Origin of the sequence: Shinella sp. HY16 (assembly GCF_028534175.1) — a bacterium.
Lineage (GTDB): Bacteria > Pseudomonadota > Alphaproteobacteria > Rhizobiales > Rhizobiaceae > Shinella.
Map to the genome: position 1 here is coordinate 27,357 of NZ_JAHYXL010000005.1, position 16,014 is coordinate 43,370.

At 63.0% G+C, this 16,014-nt stretch carries 11 protein-coding genes and 1 riboswitch; of the genes, 10 read left to right on the forward strand and 1 reads right to left on the reverse strand.

Going from position 1 to position 16,014, the window contains the following annotated elements; all coding sequences use genetic code 11:
• Nucleotides 1-121 precede the first annotated feature (121 nt).
• Nucleotides 122-353: riboswitch (cobalamin riboswitch) on the reverse strand.
• Nucleotides 354-565: 212 nt separating this feature from the next.
• From K0P03_RS30560 to K0P03_RS30580, 5 genes are all read left to right on the forward strand, one after another.
• Nucleotides 566-1,519: a helix-turn-helix transcriptional regulator gene (locus K0P03_RS30560; RefSeq protein ID WP_272791583.1), complete on the forward strand. Its 954-nt coding sequence runs from the start codon at nt 566-568 to the stop codon at nt 1,517-1,519.
• 86 nt (nt 1,520-1,605) lie between these two features.
• A complete protein-coding gene (locus K0P03_RS30565) occupies nt 1,606-2,862 on the forward strand; it encodes an MFS transporter (protein WP_272816005.1) in 1,257 nt (418 codons plus the stop codon).
• Between the two features lie 2 nt (nt 2,863-2,864).
• Nucleotides 2,865-5,069, forward strand: coding sequence for a TonB-dependent receptor (locus K0P03_RS30570; RefSeq protein ID WP_272791737.1), 2,205 nt, complete (start codon nt 2,865-2,867; stop codon nt 5,067-5,069).
• 69 nt (nt 5,070-5,138) lie between these two features.
• Nucleotides 5,139-6,935 carry an ABC transporter ATP-binding protein gene (locus K0P03_RS30575; protein WP_272791585.1) on the forward strand — a complete coding sequence of 599 codons (1,797 nt, stop codon included), beginning with the start codon at nt 5,139-5,141 and terminating at the stop codon, nt 6,933-6,935.
• A complete protein-coding gene (locus K0P03_RS30580; protein WP_272791586.1) occupies nt 6,932-8,713 on the forward strand; it encodes an ABC transporter ATP-binding protein in 1,782 nt (593 codons plus the stop codon). Before K0P03_RS30575 ends, K0P03_RS30580 begins: the two co-directional genes overlap by 4 nt.
• Before the next feature lie 137 nt (nt 8,714-8,850).
• Here the strand turns inward: K0P03_RS30580 and K0P03_RS30585 are convergent, their stop codons facing one another.
• Entirely contained in the window at nt 8,851-9,954 is a 1,104-nt protein-coding gene (locus K0P03_RS30585; protein ID WP_272791587.1) for a DmpA family aminopeptidase, read from the reverse strand.
• A 112-nt stretch (nt 9,955-10,066) separates the two neighbouring features.
• Here K0P03_RS30585 and K0P03_RS30590 point away from each other — a divergent pair, with 112 nt between their 5' ends.
• From K0P03_RS30590 to K0P03_RS30610, 5 genes are all read left to right on the forward strand, one after another.
• Nucleotides 10,067-11,572, forward strand: coding sequence for an ABC transporter substrate-binding protein (locus K0P03_RS30590; RefSeq protein ID WP_272791588.1), 1,506 nt, complete (start codon nt 10,067-10,069; stop codon nt 11,570-11,572).
• Nucleotides 11,573-11,644: 72 nt separating this feature from the next.
• Nucleotides 11,645-12,583, forward strand: coding sequence for an ABC transporter permease (locus K0P03_RS30595; RefSeq protein ID WP_023513374.1), 939 nt, complete (start codon nt 11,645-11,647; stop codon nt 12,581-12,583).
• Complete coding sequence (locus K0P03_RS30600) at nt 12,580-13,401, forward strand: ABC transporter permease (RefSeq protein WP_272791589.1); 822 nt, start codon at nt 12,580-12,582, stop codon at nt 13,399-13,401. Before K0P03_RS30595 ends, K0P03_RS30600 begins: the two co-directional genes overlap by 4 nt.
• Nucleotides 13,398-14,990 carry a dipeptide ABC transporter ATP-binding protein gene (locus K0P03_RS30605; RefSeq protein ID WP_272791590.1) on the forward strand — a complete coding sequence of 531 codons (1,593 nt, stop codon included), beginning with the start codon at nt 13,398-13,400 and terminating at the stop codon, nt 14,988-14,990. The genes K0P03_RS30600 and K0P03_RS30605 overlap by 4 nt, the downstream gene beginning before the upstream one ends.
• A gap of 52 nt (nt 14,991-15,042) precedes the next feature.
• Nucleotides 15,043-15,984 (forward strand): MurR/RpiR family transcriptional regulator, encoded by a 942-nt coding sequence (locus K0P03_RS30610; RefSeq protein WP_272791591.1) that lies wholly within the window; start codon nt 15,043-15,045, stop codon nt 15,982-15,984.
• Nucleotides 15,985-16,014: the final 30 nt, after the last annotated feature.

Consider the following 16,014-nt stretch of genomic DNA (forward strand, 5'->3'; position numbering starts at 1 on the left):
ATACCTGTTGCTGATTGCACCCACCCACCTCGCTAGCGAACGGGGCAGGCAGAAAATGAGGCGACCGGATGATATGACAAGCCATCGGTGAACCGTCATCCTGCTGACCATCCCCGGCCACGGAAAACTATGCTTGATGGCAGGTCTCCTGGCTCACGGATATCTGTCGCCCATCTGCCTTCCCGCGGATGGTGGCCCGCAGTGGCATGGCGCTCTCGCGCCACAAGGATAGACGGCAATCCGCTTACAGTTGCGGGGGCAGCCACGGCCTTGGTCCCTGACGGGGCCTCACCGTGTTCCCTATTAATCCCCGTCGAGTTATCGGGCGGGGAACCATCGGCGCGCACGCTATCCATGCATCTTCTTGGCGTCAAGACGGTTGGTGCCTTGACCACCATAAACATGATTTATATACTCATATTTATGGTGGTCCCCTATAGAGAGAGCGGGGAAGGCTTCAAACTGCCCGCATATTGCCAATGCCGGTTGTTCGGCGGGCTTGTCTTTCCAAGGCGCGCACCCAGACGGCAGGCGAAAGAGACAGTACGAAGGGTGTCGAGGCAGGATGGGTCATTGGTCACCCTACAGGGAAGACACCGTCGCGATGATGGAAGCCGGCGACATATCGCTTGCCGACGTGCTTTATTCGCCTGCGGATAGCGAGCCGCTGGTTTTTGCGACAGGCCGGCATCGCACGCGCGCACTATCCCCGTATTTGCAATATATCGATTGCCGACTGACCACGACCGCACCGCTTGAGGCGACGGGCCAGTTCGCGCCGGGCATCTGCATCAGTCATGCTTTCGAGGGCAGTTGGACGAGCCGGATAGACGGCCACTCCCTTGCCCTGAGATCGGGCGGCGAGACCCTTGTCTATGGTTCCTCCCGTGAACTGGACTTTCTGGAAAGCCAGCCGGAGAACATCTGCATCGCCATGGCCGCGCTCTACATCGGCGCGAATTTCTTCGATGCGGTGGATGTACCCTGCGAAATGATGGCGCTTCTTGACGGCAACGATCTCGTTTCGCGACACCTGGCCAAGGCCGGTGCGCTGCGCTCGGTCCTGCAGCAGATGTTCCAGGCGCCGCAGGACGGCTACCTTGCCGGGTTGCACATGACGAGCCTCGGCCTTGCTGCGGTCGTCGAGCTTGGCAGGGCGCTCGGCGCGGAGCCGGCGGTGGGCCAGGCCGATCGCCGGCAGCGCGAGCGCGCCCATGCCTTGCGGGACTATCTCGACGCCAACATCGCGGATCTGCCCTCGATCCCGGAAATCGCATCGCTCCTCGCGACCAACGAAAGCACCCTGCGACGGGCCTTCAAGGCGACGTTCGGGCTGTCCATCACCACCTATGTCCGCAACAGCCTGCTTGACCACGCCCGAGTGCTGGTACGTGACGGCCGGCTTCCGCTCTCCGTCATCGCCTATCGCTGCGGGTTTGCCACGCCTGCGAACTTCACCAGCGCGTATCGCCGGCAGTTCGGCCATCCTCCCAGCACCGAGCAGACGAAATCTGCCTGATCCGCAATAGTCTTGTCCCGACGCGCAAAAGCTCCTCGCTGCTAAGGAAGCACCCGTAAATCAAACAACGGGTGCTGAAAGTGCAGATGCAGGACGAAGCGCGATCCGGTATGTCCCGGGCCTTTCTGGGGGCCGCCGCCTTCTATACGGCGACGGCCATCCCCATGTCCTATGTGTTCTATCTTCTGCCGGCGCAGTTGCGCGAGGTCGGTCATTCGGCGACGACCATCAGCCTGCTGGCGCTGGTCTATCTGCCCTACGCCCTGCGGGCGTTGTGGGCCCCGGCCATCGATCGTTATGCCCGTGGCGATGCGCGACGCTTCAAGATCGTCCTGGCCGCGTGCGCTGCCACGGCGGTTCCTGCCGTGCTGGCCTTCGGTCTCGTGGAACCGGCTGGCCAGATTGCAAGCATCATGACGATCGCCGCCGTGCTCTTCGTCATCCTCTCCACCGGCACGACCGGCCTCGACGGTTACACCGTCGCAACGCTGGGGGGAGGCGACCGTCGCCATGCCAGCATATGGCAGACGGTGGGCTTTACGGTCGGCGGCGTCGTCCTTGGTCTCGGTGCGATGCTGGCCGGCGGGCTGGCATGGAGCACCGTCGTCGTCCTGATCGCCCTCGCCACGGCGGTGGCGGCCCTTCCCATTCTGGCCTTGCCGGCCGCCCGGCCGTCGCGCGCCGTTTCAATCGATGGAACAGGATCAGGCGAAGGCGGCTCGACCGGTGCCTTCCTGCGCAATCCGGCTGTCCGGCGGCTGCTCTGCATATCGCTTCTCTCCAAGATGGGATTGGGCATGATTGCGGGCTATCTGCCGATCCTTCAGGTGGACTATGGCGTATCGGCCAGCCAGGCCGGTTTCTTCGGTGCCTTCGGCAGTAACGTGCTGGGCCTCGGCTCTGCACTTGTCGGCGGCTGGTTCCTGCTGAGGATCGGCGCTCTGCGCGCCATCGGCGTGATGGGTCTCGTCGCTGCGGTGTTCTTCGCCCTGGCGGCGCTGACCCACGAAACGCTGCGCAGCCCCGCCTTCGCCATCACGCTGACCCTCATCTTCCTCTCGCTCGGCTATGCCTTCATCGCGCCGTTCAAGGCGCTTTCGCTGGCCGTCAGCGACGGGCCGCGCTGCGCCAGCCGCGCGGCGGCACTCGCTTCCGTCGATCTTTCGCTCTCGATCCTTGCCGCTTCGATCTCGGGTTCTCTCGTCACGGCGCTCGGGCTGGAGAGCTTCCTTTGGCTTTCCATGGCCCTGTGCCTTGCCGCCGCCGGTGTCGCGTTGCGCACCGCACGAGGCCGACCCGACGGGCTTTCCGCTTCAACGACAGAAAGGTTGCCACTTCCGTGAACATGACAGCCCATCACCGCCCGCTTCTTCTCGCCACAACCGTGCTTGCCGGTTGCCTCGCCTTGCCCGCACAGAATGCCGCCCATGCCCAGGAGGCGGATGACGGCGCGACCGTGCTCGAAACCATCACGGTCACCGCCCGCAAGCGCAAGGAGGACATTCGCAACGTGCCGGCGTCGCTCGATGTCGAAACCGCAGAATCGCTCGAGGAAAAGCGTGCGCTCGACGGCCAGGCGGTGATGCGCGACGTGTCGGGTGCCAGTGTCGGCACCTTCGGCGATCGCTCCAATGGCTTCATCGTCATGCGGGGCGTCGCGCCCATCCTCACACCGCTCAGCCCGGATGACAGTTCCGTTCTCACCTTTATCGACGGCGCTCCATTGCCGCTTGGCGGATCCTTCTCCTCCTCCTATCTCGACCTCGACCGCGTCGAAATCCTGAAGGGGCCGCAGAACACGCTGTTCGGGCGCAACACTTCGGGGGGCGCAATCAATCTGATCCCGGCGGAGCCGACGCACGATTTCCACGGTTCGGTGCGTGGCGAGTTCGGCAATGACGGCATCTACCGCACCGAGACGATGCTGAACGGTTCGCTCATTCCCGACGTGCTGGCCGGACGCATCGCCCTTCGCCGTTCGTCGATCGACGGCTATATCGACAACATCGCCGGCGACGATCTCGGCGCGGAAGACAACTGGGTCGGCCGCGCATCGCTGCTGTTCACGCCGACCGAAGACACACGCTGGCTGTTGAGCCTGCAGGGCGAGGACAGTGACATGACCCCGACGACCTACATCGCCCTGCGCCCGGGCGAGGCAAAACTTGCGGCACAGAACCACACGATCGACGATACGCAGCTGGCTACCATCAACTCCCGCCTCGAACACGATTTCGAGACGATGACCTTTACTGCACAGACGAGTTTCACGAAGCTGAAGAACCGTAACGTCTACAATTACCCGGATGCCTTCATCGCCCATGATTTCAGCGGCCTTCCGCTGGAGGATTTCCTCGATCCTGATACCAATTTCATCGGCTGGACGAAGCGCGATACCCGGCTTTCGCAGGAATTCCGCCTTTCGTCGTTGCCGGACTCCGATATCGGCTGGCTCGCCGGCGTGTCTCTCTACCAGGACAGGGCGCACCGTCATCGCCCCGTAGAAATGTGGTATTTCGGGCCGTCGGCGACGGGAGAATATTTCTATGACCAGACGACGACCGGCCAGGCCATCTTCGGCGAGATCACCTATCCGGTACTGGAGCGGTTCAACCTGTCGGTCGGCGCGCGCGCGACCCATGAGAAGAAGACGTTCGACGGTTCGTTCTTCAGCGATGGCACCGCCGGCGCCGTGAAGGAGTTTCACGAGGATGGCGAACAAAGCTACGGCTTTGCGACAGGCCGCGCGGCGCTCAGCTACGAATGGTCCGACGAGCTGACCACCTATGCCAGCGTCTCGCGCGGGTTCAAGAGCGGCGGTTATGCCGTCGAGAATTCGCTGATGTGGGCCGGCGTTCCGCGCAATCCCTACGATTCCTCTTCGATCATGAGCTATGAGGTCGGGGCCAAGTCCGCCTGGCTCGACAACCGGTTGAAGCTGAACGCTGCTCTCTTCTTCAACGACATGTCGAAGGAGCAGATGCAGACCTGGGATTATATGACGTTCACCGGCCGCACCTTCAATCTCGATGCCCGCAGCTACGGCTTCGAACTGGACGGCGACTATGACGTCACCGGCAACTGGACGCTTTCCGGTGGGCTTGGCTACACCTTCAGCGAAGTGCGCAACGTGCCCGCCGAGGTGACGGCGGCGCAGGATCGCCTCGTGAGCGGCAATTGGTTGCCGACGGTTCCGCGCTGGACGGCGCGCGCTGCCGTTCAATACCAGGCGGAGGGCAGCGAACTCGGTTTCGAGGGCGCCCTTGCCGAGACGATGTTCAATGCACGCCTTGCCTACAACTACACGGGCAAGCGCTATACCGATGCGTCCAACACCGGGGAGCTCGAGCCGGCGCATGTCGTCTCCGCCCGCCTCGGCGTCGATTGGGGTGGCGGGGAAGCCTACCTCTTCGGGGACAATCTCATCGGCAAGCAGTACATGACCATCAAGGACCGCTTCGGAATGGATCCTTCGGGCACCTCGACCGTCTTCGGCGTCTCCTATGCACGGGGCCGTACCTTCGGAGCGGGAATCACCCTTCGCTTCTGAGCTGCCGCGCGCTGGCCGCCCCGGCGGGGCGGCCAATGCATATCCGCAAGCCTGTTCTCCACATGTGCCATGTCCATATCCACCGACCAAGAGGCGGCGCAGGCGATGCCCGCACCCGACTATTTTGCCAGTCTGCGGCTTGTGCTTCCGTTTTTGGATGGGTCGCGCAAGGCATTGGCGGGCGCCGTCGCTCTGGCCACGCTTTCCGTTTTCCTGCAGCTGGTCCCGGTCTGGACCGTCTATCGCATCATCGACGCGGCGGTTGCAGGCGGCCTCGTCTGGCGCTTCGCTGTCAAAAATGCCGTTCTTGCTTTTGGCGCGATCCTGCTTGGTAGCCTGATGATGGGGCTGGCGCTTGGTCTTTCACATGTCGTCGCCTTCGATACCATCCACCGGTTGCGGCACGCCATGGCCCGGCACATGGTGCGCCTGCCGCTCGGCTACTTCTCCGACTGGCCGAGTGGTGATGCCAAGAAGCTCGTAATCGACGAGCCGGAGAAGCTGGAGGGCATCATCGCCCATGGTCTGCCGGAGGGCGTCAGCTCGCTCGCCGCGTGGCTCGCGGTTTCGGTTTGGCTGCTCGTGCTCGACTGGCGGCTCGCGCTTGCCGCGATCTTCGTCACGCCGGTCTCCTTCTGGCTGCTTGGTGCCGCCATGCGCAGCAGTGCGCGCAACGCGCCGGCCTATCAGGCGGCGGCCTCGCGCATGAACGCGGCGATCGTCGAATTTCTCGCCGGCATGGCCGTGGTGAAGGTGTTCAACCGCAGCGACGAGAGCCTTGCCGAAGCGAGTGCGGCCGTGCGCGACTATGTGGTGCTGGAGACGCGATGGGCGCGTGACTATCTGCCGCTCGGGGGAACTTTTGCCAGTCTGGTCCTGACCAACATCGTCTTCATCCTGCCGTTCGGACTGGTGCTGCTCCATCTCGGCGAGATCACGCTTGCGACGCTGCTGCTCTTCATCATTCTTGGCGCGAGCTACAGCCAGCCGCTTCTCAAGCTGTTCGACCAGTTCCACAACCTCGCCCATGTCAGTATGGGCTCCTCGCTGGTTGCGGCGCTGCTGGCTGCGAAGCCGCAGCATGACAACAGGGAAAAGCTTGAGCTGGCTTCCCACGATGTCCGCTTCGAGAAGGTCTGTTTCGGCTATGGCGGAGAGCCTGTGCTACGCGATGTCGGTTTCCGGGCCCGCGCCGGAACCGTGACGGCGATCGTCGGGCCCTCGGGAGCTGGAAAAAGCACAATTGCAAGCCTCATTCCACGCTTCTGGGATGTGCAGTCCGGCGGCATCGCTATTGGCGGGGTTGATGTGCGCGATATCGGTCTGGACCAGCTGATGGACACGGTCGCGTTCGTCTTTCAGTCGACATTCCTCTTCTCCGACACGATTGCTGCGAACATCCGCTTCGGAAAGCCGGACGCTACCGACGAGGAGGTGGAGGCTGCGGCGCGATCGGCGCAGGCGCATGATTTCATAAGCGGGTTGCCGGAGAGCTATGCCACCTGCATCGGGGGAGGGGGTGTTGCACTGTCCGGCGGCGAACGGCAGCGCATCGCGATTGCCCGGGCGATCCTCAAGGATGCGCCAATCATCGTTCTCGATGAGGCGACGGCCTTCGCTGACCCTGACAACGAAGCGGCCATCCAGCAGGCACTTTCCGTGCTTTCCGCGGGGCGTACCCTGATCGTTGTCGCGCATCGCCTGCACACCATTGCCGGTGCCGACCAGATCCTCGTGGTCGATGCCGGGCGGATCGTGGAGCGCGGGCGGCATGAGGACCTGGTCGCTGGCGGCGGCCTCTATTCCCGGCTCTGGGACGACTATACGCGCGGGCAGGCGGGCCTGCAGCCGCAGAGGATACGATGATGCAGCCCCGCAACCCTCGCGTCGATCGGTCGGACCTCGGAAGCCTTGCCCGCCTGTGGGAGCTGGCCGGGCCGCTTGGTGGCGGAATCCTGCTTGGCATCCTGTTCCGTATCGCGCAGTCCCTGTGTCTCGGCATCGCATTCGGCGCTGTTGTTTGGGTCGTTTCGGGCATTGCGGAAGGGCGCAGCCTCGATTGGCGGCGGATCGGTCAGGTTGCGCTCATCATGACGGCGTCGCTTGCCGGGCAGCTCCTGTTCGGCTACCTCGCGGCTTCCCGGAGCTGGCTTTCCAGCTATGCGCTTGCCGGACGACTTCGTCTGTCGCTCCTCGCACGCCTGAGATGCCTGCCTATGGGCTTTCACCTGTCGCGTCACCGCGGCGATACGGTGACGGCGTTGACCTCCGATATGCAGATGCTGGAGGGTTTTCTCTCGGAGGCGCTTCCGCGCATCGCACAAGCTTTCGCCCTGCCGGTCATGGTTCTCGGCTTTCTCGTCTTGAGGGATTGGGCGGTCGGATTGTCCGCGCTCACTCTTCTCCTTGTGTCTGTGCCGTTGTTTCTATGGGCAAGCCGCGAACTGTCGCAGCTGGGTTTGCAGCGTCAGGACCTGCAGGCGGCGGCCAGCGCGCGGATGATCGAATATGCGCAGGGTATTGCCGTCATTCGTGCCTTCAACCGCATTGCAAGGGGCGAGGAAGGTTTTGCAGCCGCCCTCAGGGATTTTCGCGACATATCCATCCGGCTCGTGGTGCGTCTCACAACGCCGCTGACCTTGTTCTCCATCGTCATCATGCTGGGCGTGCCGGTTGTCATGGTGGCTGCGGCTTTGCGGCATGAGAACGGCGCGATCGATACTGCGACGTTGATCGCCTCCCTGGCGCTGGTCTTCTCCCTCTACCAGCCGCTCCTGGGGCTAGCAGCGGTCATGGAACTCGCGCGGATCGCCGATGCGTCGCTGGCGCGCATCGATCGGATCATGACGGCCGTTCCGCTGCCGCAACCGCAAGTGCCGCGGGAGCCTGACGGTTTCGCCATCACGTTCGAGGCGGTCTCCTTCGGGTATGGACCGGACCGTTCGGTGTTGCGGGATGTCGGCTTCACGGTTCCCGAGCGGTCGATGACGGCGATCGTTGGCCCGTCCGGCGCGGGAAAGAGCACGGTGCTTAACCTCCTGCCGCGGTTCTGGGATGTGGATCAGGGGAGGGTCCGCATTGGCGGCGTCGACGTTCGCGACATTGCCGAAGAACGGCTGAACGGCCTTGTTTCGGTTGTGTTCCAGGACGTCTATCTCTTTGCCGGCACGCTGTTCGACAATATTGCGTTCGGCCGCCCCGGCGCGGTCATGGCCGATGTCGTGGCCGCAGCACAGGCTGCGCGGGCGCATGAGTTCATCCTGGCGCTGCCGGGCGGGTACGGTACGCGTGTCGGTGAAGGCGGGGCGACGCTCTCTGGTGGCGAGCGACAGCGGATTTCGATCGCCCGGGCAATCCTGAAAGATGCCCCGATCGTTCTTCTCGACGAAGCGACAGCGGCGATAGATCCGAGCAACGAGCGTGCAATCCAGGAAGCACTCGCCTGCCTGACGGCCAGAAAGACGCTGATTGTCGTTGCTCACAAGCTGTCGACCATTCAGGCCGCAGACGAGATTCTCGTGCTCATGGATGGGCGCATCGTCGAGCGCGGCAGGCACGATGCGCTGCTTGCGGCCGAGGGCTCCTACGCGCGCCTTTGCCGGCGTCGCCAGGAGGCTGCTTCCTGGCACCTTGGCCGGGTCTGACGGCTTCAGTCGGGTATTTGCCCGAGGGGCGCCGCCTGCCGCTCCAATGACGCCAATCCGGCACCCTGCCAAGAGTATGGCGTGAACCGACTGCACAATATCGTTGTCGCCTCTCTTCGGGTTCGAGAGAAAATCGCCTATTTTCCCATGCACTCCAGGAGGCGGCGCGGGTTGATCGCCTTGCATACGGGGTTTTTGCGCGCTTTCACGCAGCTCATGTCCTCTGCCGCCAGCATGGCGTTGATCACGGCTTCGTCCACGGCATTGACCGTGGCGAGATAGACGGGATCGAGCCAATCATCCGGGATCGAGGTCATCGGGCGCAGGGCAGAGGCAAGTTCCCTGCGGGTGAAGCTGTTGGCGGTGCTGAAGGCGAGGAAGATGTCGCCGGATCCATTGCCGCCCGGACTGCCGCTGCGGGAGATCCCGATGCCGCCGCGTTGGGCGAGCCGTTCCAGCTGATTGGGCAGGAGCGGAATATCCGTTGCGATGACGACGATGATGGACCCCTGTTCGCTATCGTACATCCGGTCGTCCTGAAGGTGGCGCCCGACCGGAACGCCGAGCACCGTCAACCAGTCACGCAGACCGTAGTTCGCCTGGACGAGGACGCCAACGGTATAGTTCGTGTCGCCGAGCCGCACCGTCTGCGAAGCCGTGCCGGTACCCCCTTTGAATTCATAGGCGATCATGCCCGTCCCGCCGCCGACATTGCCTTCGGCGAGCGGCGTCGAGGCTGCGGCGTCGAGTGCCTGGAACACATGCTCCTCACGCACGTGCTGACCGTTGATGTCGTTCAATACCCCGTCATAGGTCTCGGCCACCACGGGCATGGCCCATACGTGATCGGAAAGGAAGTCATCGGCGTGCTGGCGGATCATCCATTTGGTCGCGGCTGCGTGTACGGCGCCGACGCTGTGGGTGTTGGTCAGGCAGATCGGGCCGCAAAAGTGGCCCGCGTGGCGTATCCAGTGGCTTCCCGTCATCTCGCCGTTGCCGTTCAGCGCATGAAGGCCTGCCCAGACCGGTCGCATTTCTCTGGTCTGGCCCCGAGGGAGAATGGCGGTGACGCCCGTGCGCACCGGGCCCTCGCCAACGGTGAGCGGTCCGTCGCCGCTAATCAATGTCGTATAGCCGACGGCGACGCCCGGGACGTCCGTGATCGCGTTCCACGGGCCGGTTCGCCCCGGAAATTGAAGCCCCAGTGCGCGGCCGCGCAGTTTCACCCCTTGTGTTCCCATAGCCATCTCCTTCGCTGATATATTTTTATAACATCGATTGACATAATAGTTACAAATATACCAGAATTAATTTGCTCGGCCGGGAGGGCCGCTCAAAAAAGGGGAAAGTCACATGAAACGAAGATCCATCTTCCTGGCTTGCGCCTTTGCCGGCGCGCTGCTGTCCCAGCCGGTTTCGGCCGAAAGCCTTATCCGCATCGGGTCGCCCTATCGGACGACCACGCTCGATCCAATCCGTTCGACGGCGGCAGGAAACATCGAGGCCTTCGGTCAGCTCTATGCACGCCTGCTGCGCAAGGATGAGGCCGGCAAGGTGCAGCCGGGCCTGGCCAGCGCGTGGACGATTTCCGAGGACGGACTGGAGCTCGTCTTCACGCTACGCGCGGCAAAATTCTCCGATGGCAGACTGATCACCGCCGAAGATGTCGCCTTCAGCCTGACCCGCGCCTTAAAGGATGAAAAATCGGTCTATGCCGCGACGCTCGCCGCCGTCGAAAGCGTGCGCGTTCAGGGCGATGCCGCAGTCAAAGTGCGGTTGAAGCATCGCTTTGCGCCGATCCTCGACAATCTCGAAGTGTTCAATGCGGGCATCGTTTCAAAGGCCGACGTGGAAGCGCGGGGGGAGATGGCCTTCAGCGAAAAGCCGGTGACATCAGGGCCCTACCAGGTCCGCGAGTGGCGGCCGAACGACCGGCTGGTGCTGGAACCCAATCCGAACTACTGGCGCGAAGGGTATCCGAAGAACGATGGCGCCGAACTGATCGAGGTGGAAAACTCCAACACCCGCGTGTCCATGCTGATGTCCGGAGAGCTCGATGCGATGCGTGACGTTCCGTGGGCGCAGCTCGAAGCCGTCAAGGCGCGGGATAGTCTGCTGATGGCGCTGGAGCCCTCGACTGTCATCTATATGACGTTGCTCAACGAGCGTCGCCCGCCGTTCGACAACATCAAGGTTCGCCAGGCGGCGGCCCATGCGCTCAATGTCCCGGCCATCGCCAAGGCGATGACGGCCGGCAACGGCATGCCGGCCAACACGACCCTGCCGGCTGCGCTCGATTATCACGCGAAGGATCTGCCCGGCATCGCCTACGATCCGGTGCTGGCGCAGACGCTGTTGTCCGAAGGAGGTTATGACGGCAAGGAGCTGACCATGCTGATCTCCGCCAATGCGGATGCGGAAAAGCTGGCGACCCTCCTGCAGGCGCAATGGGCAGCAATCGGCCTCAAGACGAAGATCGAGAAGGTCGATCGCGGAGTCTGGTGGGAACGCATACCGGCCGGCGACTACGATCTCGCGCCGAGCTGGTGGTACAATGAAACCTCGGATCCGGATCTTGCGGTGCGATGGGCCGTCTGCGGAACGTGCGGCACACACAGCTTTCACACGCACTACGACAATCCGAAGGTAAATGCGCTGACGGAAGAGGCGGTTCGTGAGCTTGATCCGGCGCGGCGCGGCGCGCTCTATCACGAGATCCAGAAGATCTCGACCGAGGAGGTCGCACAGATCCCGCTCTACTATCCGCCCTATGCCAATGCTTATGCCAAGGCGGTTGATGGCTTGCGGCTGAGCCCATCCCTGCAATGGTCGCTCGAGGATGCCGTTCTGGCGAAATGATCTGGTCCGGCAGCCGGCGCGGACCGCGCCGGCTGCGCCGATCGTGTGGCGACGTCCCGATGGAGACCCCCAATGGCCTTCCTTGCCGTTCTCGTGAAACGGCTGGTTTCGATCATCCCGGTAATGATCGGCATCAGCCTTGTCAGCTTCCTCCTCGTGCATCTGTCGCCGGGAGATCCGGCGCGGCTGCTGCTCGGCGACCGGGCGAGCGAGGAGGCCGTGGCGCAGCTCCGTGACCAGCTTGGCCTGAACGACGGCTTGGCCGAGCAGTATTTCACCTATCTCGGCAATCTGCTGATGGGAGACCTCGGTTATTCTCTTCGTTTCCAGAAGCCGGTAATCGGCCTCATCTGGCAGTTCCTGCCGCCCACCCTGTTCCTGGTCGGCTATGTGATGGCGATCAGCATTCCGCTGACGCTCATGCTTGCTGTTCTGGCCGCCCGCAACCATGGCCGCTGGATCGACCAGGTCATTCGCTTCGGCGCTGTTGCAGGCATGACCTTCCCAGTTTTCTGGCTGGCGCTGATGATGTCGCGTTACTTTGGCGTGGAACTGGGCTGGTTTCCGGTCAGCGGTTACGGCGAAGGCTTCGTCGGGCATCTGCGCCACCTCTTTCTTCCCGCGGTGAGCACGGCGCTCTGGCTCGTGCCGCTGCTGCTGCGCAGCCTCCGGGCGACCCTGATCCAGGAAATGGAAGCCGATTATGTCATCGCCGGGCGCTCGAAGGGCTTGCCGGAGGGCGTGAATTTTGTGCGCCACGTGTTGATGAACTCGCTGATCCCGACCCTCAATCTGCTGGGTGTCATGCTGGCCTATCTGATCGGTGGAGCGGTGGTGGTCGAGATCGTCTACGCCGTTCCAGGCATCGGCACATTGATGGTTACCTCCGTGCTCGGCCGGGATTTCTCCGTGATCCAGGGCCTTACTATCGTCTATGCGCTGCTGACGGTGTCGATCACGCTTCTGGTCGACGTGCTGTCCTCGCTGATCGATCCGAGGGTCAAGCTATGACGGCAGCCGCTTTCCTTGCGCGCAAGGGTGCGCTCGAGTTCATCGCCGGTGTTCTCGTGCTGCTCGTGCTGTTCGTCCTTGCACTTGCAGCGCCGCATGTCTCTCCGTTCGACCCGAATGCGATCGATTTCGAGGCCTTGCTCGCCGCCCCGTCCGCCCAGCATCCCTTCGGAACGGATCATCTCGGCCGAGATGTCCTGAGCCGCACCATCTATGCGGCCCGCATCGACCTTTGGATGGGTGTCGCCGGCGTTGCCGCGCCGCTGGTGCTCGGGGCACTTGCCGGCCTGGCAGCCGGTTACTTCGGCGGCTGGACGGATGCAGTTCTCTCACGCCTTATCGATGTGACGGTCGCCTTTCCGTTCTTCGTGCTGGTAATCGCCATCGTCGGCATCATGGGGCCCGGGCTGACGAACTATTTCATCGCGCTGGCACTGGTCGGCTGGGTATCCTACGCGCGGCTTGTGCGTGCGCAGACGGCGGTCCTGCGGGAAAAGGACTATGTGCAGGCCGCCAGGGTTCTCGGCTATTCGACGCCGGTGATCCTGCTGCGCCACATCATGCCTTCGACCCTGCCGGTTGTGCTTGTCTACGCCACCACGGATATCGTGATGATCGTTCTGGCCGGCGCCAGCCTCGGCTTCCTTGGCCTCGGCGTGCAGCCGCCGACGCCGGAATGGGGAGCGATGATCGCGGAAGGCCAGCCCTATGTCGTGGATGCCTGGTGGATCTGCCTGTTCCCCGGCCTTGCAGCGATCCTCATGGGCTTCGGTTTCGTTCTTGTCAGCGATGGGCTTGGAAGGATGTTGAAATCATGATCGACGAATCCACTCCGCTTCTTTCCGTCGAGGCGCTCGGCGTTTCCTTCGGTGCGTTGCCGGTCGTGCGCAATGTGGGCTTCACGCTGATGACGGGCGAGGTGCTCGGCATCGTCGGTGAAAGCGGTTCCGGCAAGTCCTTGACCTGCCGGGCCCTGCTTGGGCTTCTGCCTCAAAATGCCAAGGTTTCCGGCCGTGTCCTGTTCGAAGGCCGGGATCTGCTTGCCAGCACGGCCGAGGAGATGCGCGGGCTACGGGGACGGAAGATGTCGATGATCTTCCAGAACCCGGCCTCGCATCTCGATCCATTGAAGACGGTTGGCCATCATGTCGCCGAACCCATCATCCTGCATGGCGCGGCCGGCAATGTGGAGGCGCGTGCCCTTGATATTCTGCGCGCCGTGGAAATCAACGAGCCGGAAAAGCGTCTGCGGGCCTATCCGCATGAATTGTCCGGCGGCATGAAGCAGCGGGTGATGATTGGCGGAGCGATCGCCTGTGCGCCGCGCATCCTGCTTGCCGACGAGCCGACGACCGCACTCGACGTCACCGTCCAGGCCCGTATCCTTGACGTGCTGCGCGACCTGAACCGTCGTCTCGGCCTGGCGGTAATCCTGGTCTCGCACGATCTCGCGGTGGTGGCGGACATATGCCACCGTGTCGTGGTGATGCGGCAGGGCGAGGTCGTCGAGGCCGGGCTGACGCGCGACGTCCTGCAGGCCCCTCGCCACGACTATACCCGGTTGCTCATTGCATCGCAGCCAAGCCGCCTTGACCTGACGCCGGTCACGCCACCGGCGACCACCGCTGCGCCGTTGTTTTCCATCCGCGATCTCGGCGTCACCTATCGTCCCGGCGGCGTAATGCGCAGGCGCAGCGGTACGATCCAGGCGCTCTCGGACGTCTCGCTCGACATTCGTCGTGGGGAGTGTTTCGGTATCGTGGGCGAAAGCGGCTCCGGCAAGAGCACCGCGGCAAAGGTGTTGATGCGCCTGGTCGCACCGGCGCAGGGGCAGGTGCTGTTCGACGGGCAGGATGTTCATCGTCTGAAAGGGGCGGCCCTTTCCGCTTATCGCCGCCGTGTGCAGATGGTCTTCCAGAACCCGTTCGATTCCCTGAACCCGGCCATGGCGGTGATCGATACCATTGCCGAGCCGCTGCGTCGCCATGGCCTTGCCGATGCTGCGGAGGCGCGCCGCCGCGCGCTCGATATGATGCGGCAAGTGGAATTGCCGGAAGATTTCGCTCAGCGCCGCCCAAAGCAGCTTTCCGGAGGCCAGTGCCAGCGCATTGGCATCGCCCGGGCCTTGATTCTCCAGCCGGAGGTTCTGGTTGCCGATGAGATCACCTCGGCACTTGATGTGACGATCCAGGCGCAAATCATCCGCCTGCTCGTCCGCCTGCGCCAGGAGCGCGACCTCACGGTGATCTACATCTCGCACGATCTCCATGTCGTTCGCAAACTCTGTGATCGCATCGCGGTCTTCCGGTCGGCGCGCTTGGTGGAGATGGGTGAGACAGCCCGCGTTCTCGATCAACCGCAAAGCGAATATACCGCGTTGCTCCGCGATTCCGTACCACGTATGTAAAGAAAAACGGAGCCGGCGCGGGCGTGTCCGGAGTACCGACCGGGAGAAGAGCATGGCGGCCGACAGTGACAAGCCCTCCGGCAAGCGTGGCCAGGAAATGGACCTGAACACCTTTCTCGAACGTGGGCTTGCCAGCGAGGACACGGGGTGGTCACGCTCCGGCCGCATGATCGCGTCGCATTTCCGCGACAACTGGGACCGCCTGCCATACGAGACCGGGGCCTCGCTCGCCGCCGCGCTCGGTCTCAGCGAGATGACCGTCATCCGCTTCATTCGCCAGCTGGGTTACGCGAACCTCAAGGACTTCAAGGAAGCGCTCAAGCCGGCGGCGGGGGCGGAAGCCGCGGGCATGGGCAATGTGTTCAAGCGCCTGCAGCTTGATCCGCTCAACGAGCAGACGCTGGAGAAGAGCCTCCAGCGGGAATTGGAGGCCGTCACGGAAGCCTACAAGCTGACGACGCTGCCTCGCTGGCGATACTGTGTCGAGGCCATCGCGGATCCGCAGTTCGTGAGCGTTGTCGGCTTCCAGGCTTCCCGTGGTCTTGCCATCGATTTTGCCAGCCGGCTGCAATATGTCCGCCCGAAGGTCCGCTTTGCCGAAGATCACGCGGGTGTTTCCGCTGAAATTCTTGATATGTCCGGGGACAGCCATTGCCTGGTTCTGGTCGATACGCATTCCTATGCCCGCAAAGGGGTCCTGCTTGCCGAGAAGGCGCGCGATGCCGGCATGCCGCTTGTCATCGTCACCGACAAGTTCTCCAACTGGGCCTACGAGTATACCGAGCTGGTGTTGCAGGGCGAAACCTATGTGGAGACGTTCTGGGATTCGTCGGCCAGCCTCACGGTTATCCTCAATCTGTTGATCAACTCGATCGCACGGCGGCACAGCAAGACAGTCGAGGCACGCACTGACAGCATGAAGGAGCGCGGACGCCATTTCGGGGAATTCGATCAGCGGACGTCTCTGCAGCGTACGGTTCCCGGGCGTGAATGAGTGTGGTGGGCCTTTGTGTGGACGCATGAT

Coding starts and splice junctions, on each gene's coding strand:
- K0P03_RS30560 (WP_272791583.1), top strand. CDS start 566: ATGGGTCATTGGTCACCCTACAGGGAAGACACCGTCGCGATGATGGAA.
- K0P03_RS30565 (WP_272816005.1), top strand. CDS start 1,606: ATGCAGGACGAAGCGCGATCCGGTATGTCCCGGGCCTTTCTGGGGGCC.
- K0P03_RS30570 (WP_272791737.1), top strand. CDS start 2,865: ATGACAGCCCATCACCGCCCGCTTCTTCTCGCCACAACCGTGCTTGCC.
- K0P03_RS30575 (WP_272791585.1), top strand. CDS start 5,139: ATGTCCATATCCACCGACCAAGAGGCGGCGCAGGCGATGCCCGCACCC.
- K0P03_RS30580 (WP_272791586.1), top strand. CDS start 6,932: ATGATGCAGCCCCGCAACCCTCGCGTCGATCGGTCGGACCTCGGAAGC.
- K0P03_RS30585 (WP_272791587.1), bottom strand. CDS start 9,954: ATGGGAACACAAGGGGTGAAACTGCGCGGCCGCGCACTGGGGCTTCAA.
- K0P03_RS30590 (WP_272791588.1), top strand. CDS start 10,067: ATGAAACGAAGATCCATCTTCCTGGCTTGCGCCTTTGCCGGCGCGCTG.
- K0P03_RS30595 (WP_023513374.1), top strand. CDS start 11,645: ATGGCCTTCCTTGCCGTTCTCGTGAAACGGCTGGTTTCGATCATCCCG.
- K0P03_RS30600 (WP_272791589.1), top strand. CDS start 12,580: ATGACGGCAGCCGCTTTCCTTGCGCGCAAGGGTGCGCTCGAGTTCATC.
- K0P03_RS30605 (WP_272791590.1), top strand. CDS start 13,398: ATGATCGACGAATCCACTCCGCTTCTTTCCGTCGAGGCGCTCGGCGTT.
- K0P03_RS30610 (WP_272791591.1), top strand. CDS start 15,043: ATGGCGGCCGACAGTGACAAGCCCTCCGGCAAGCGTGGCCAGGAAATG.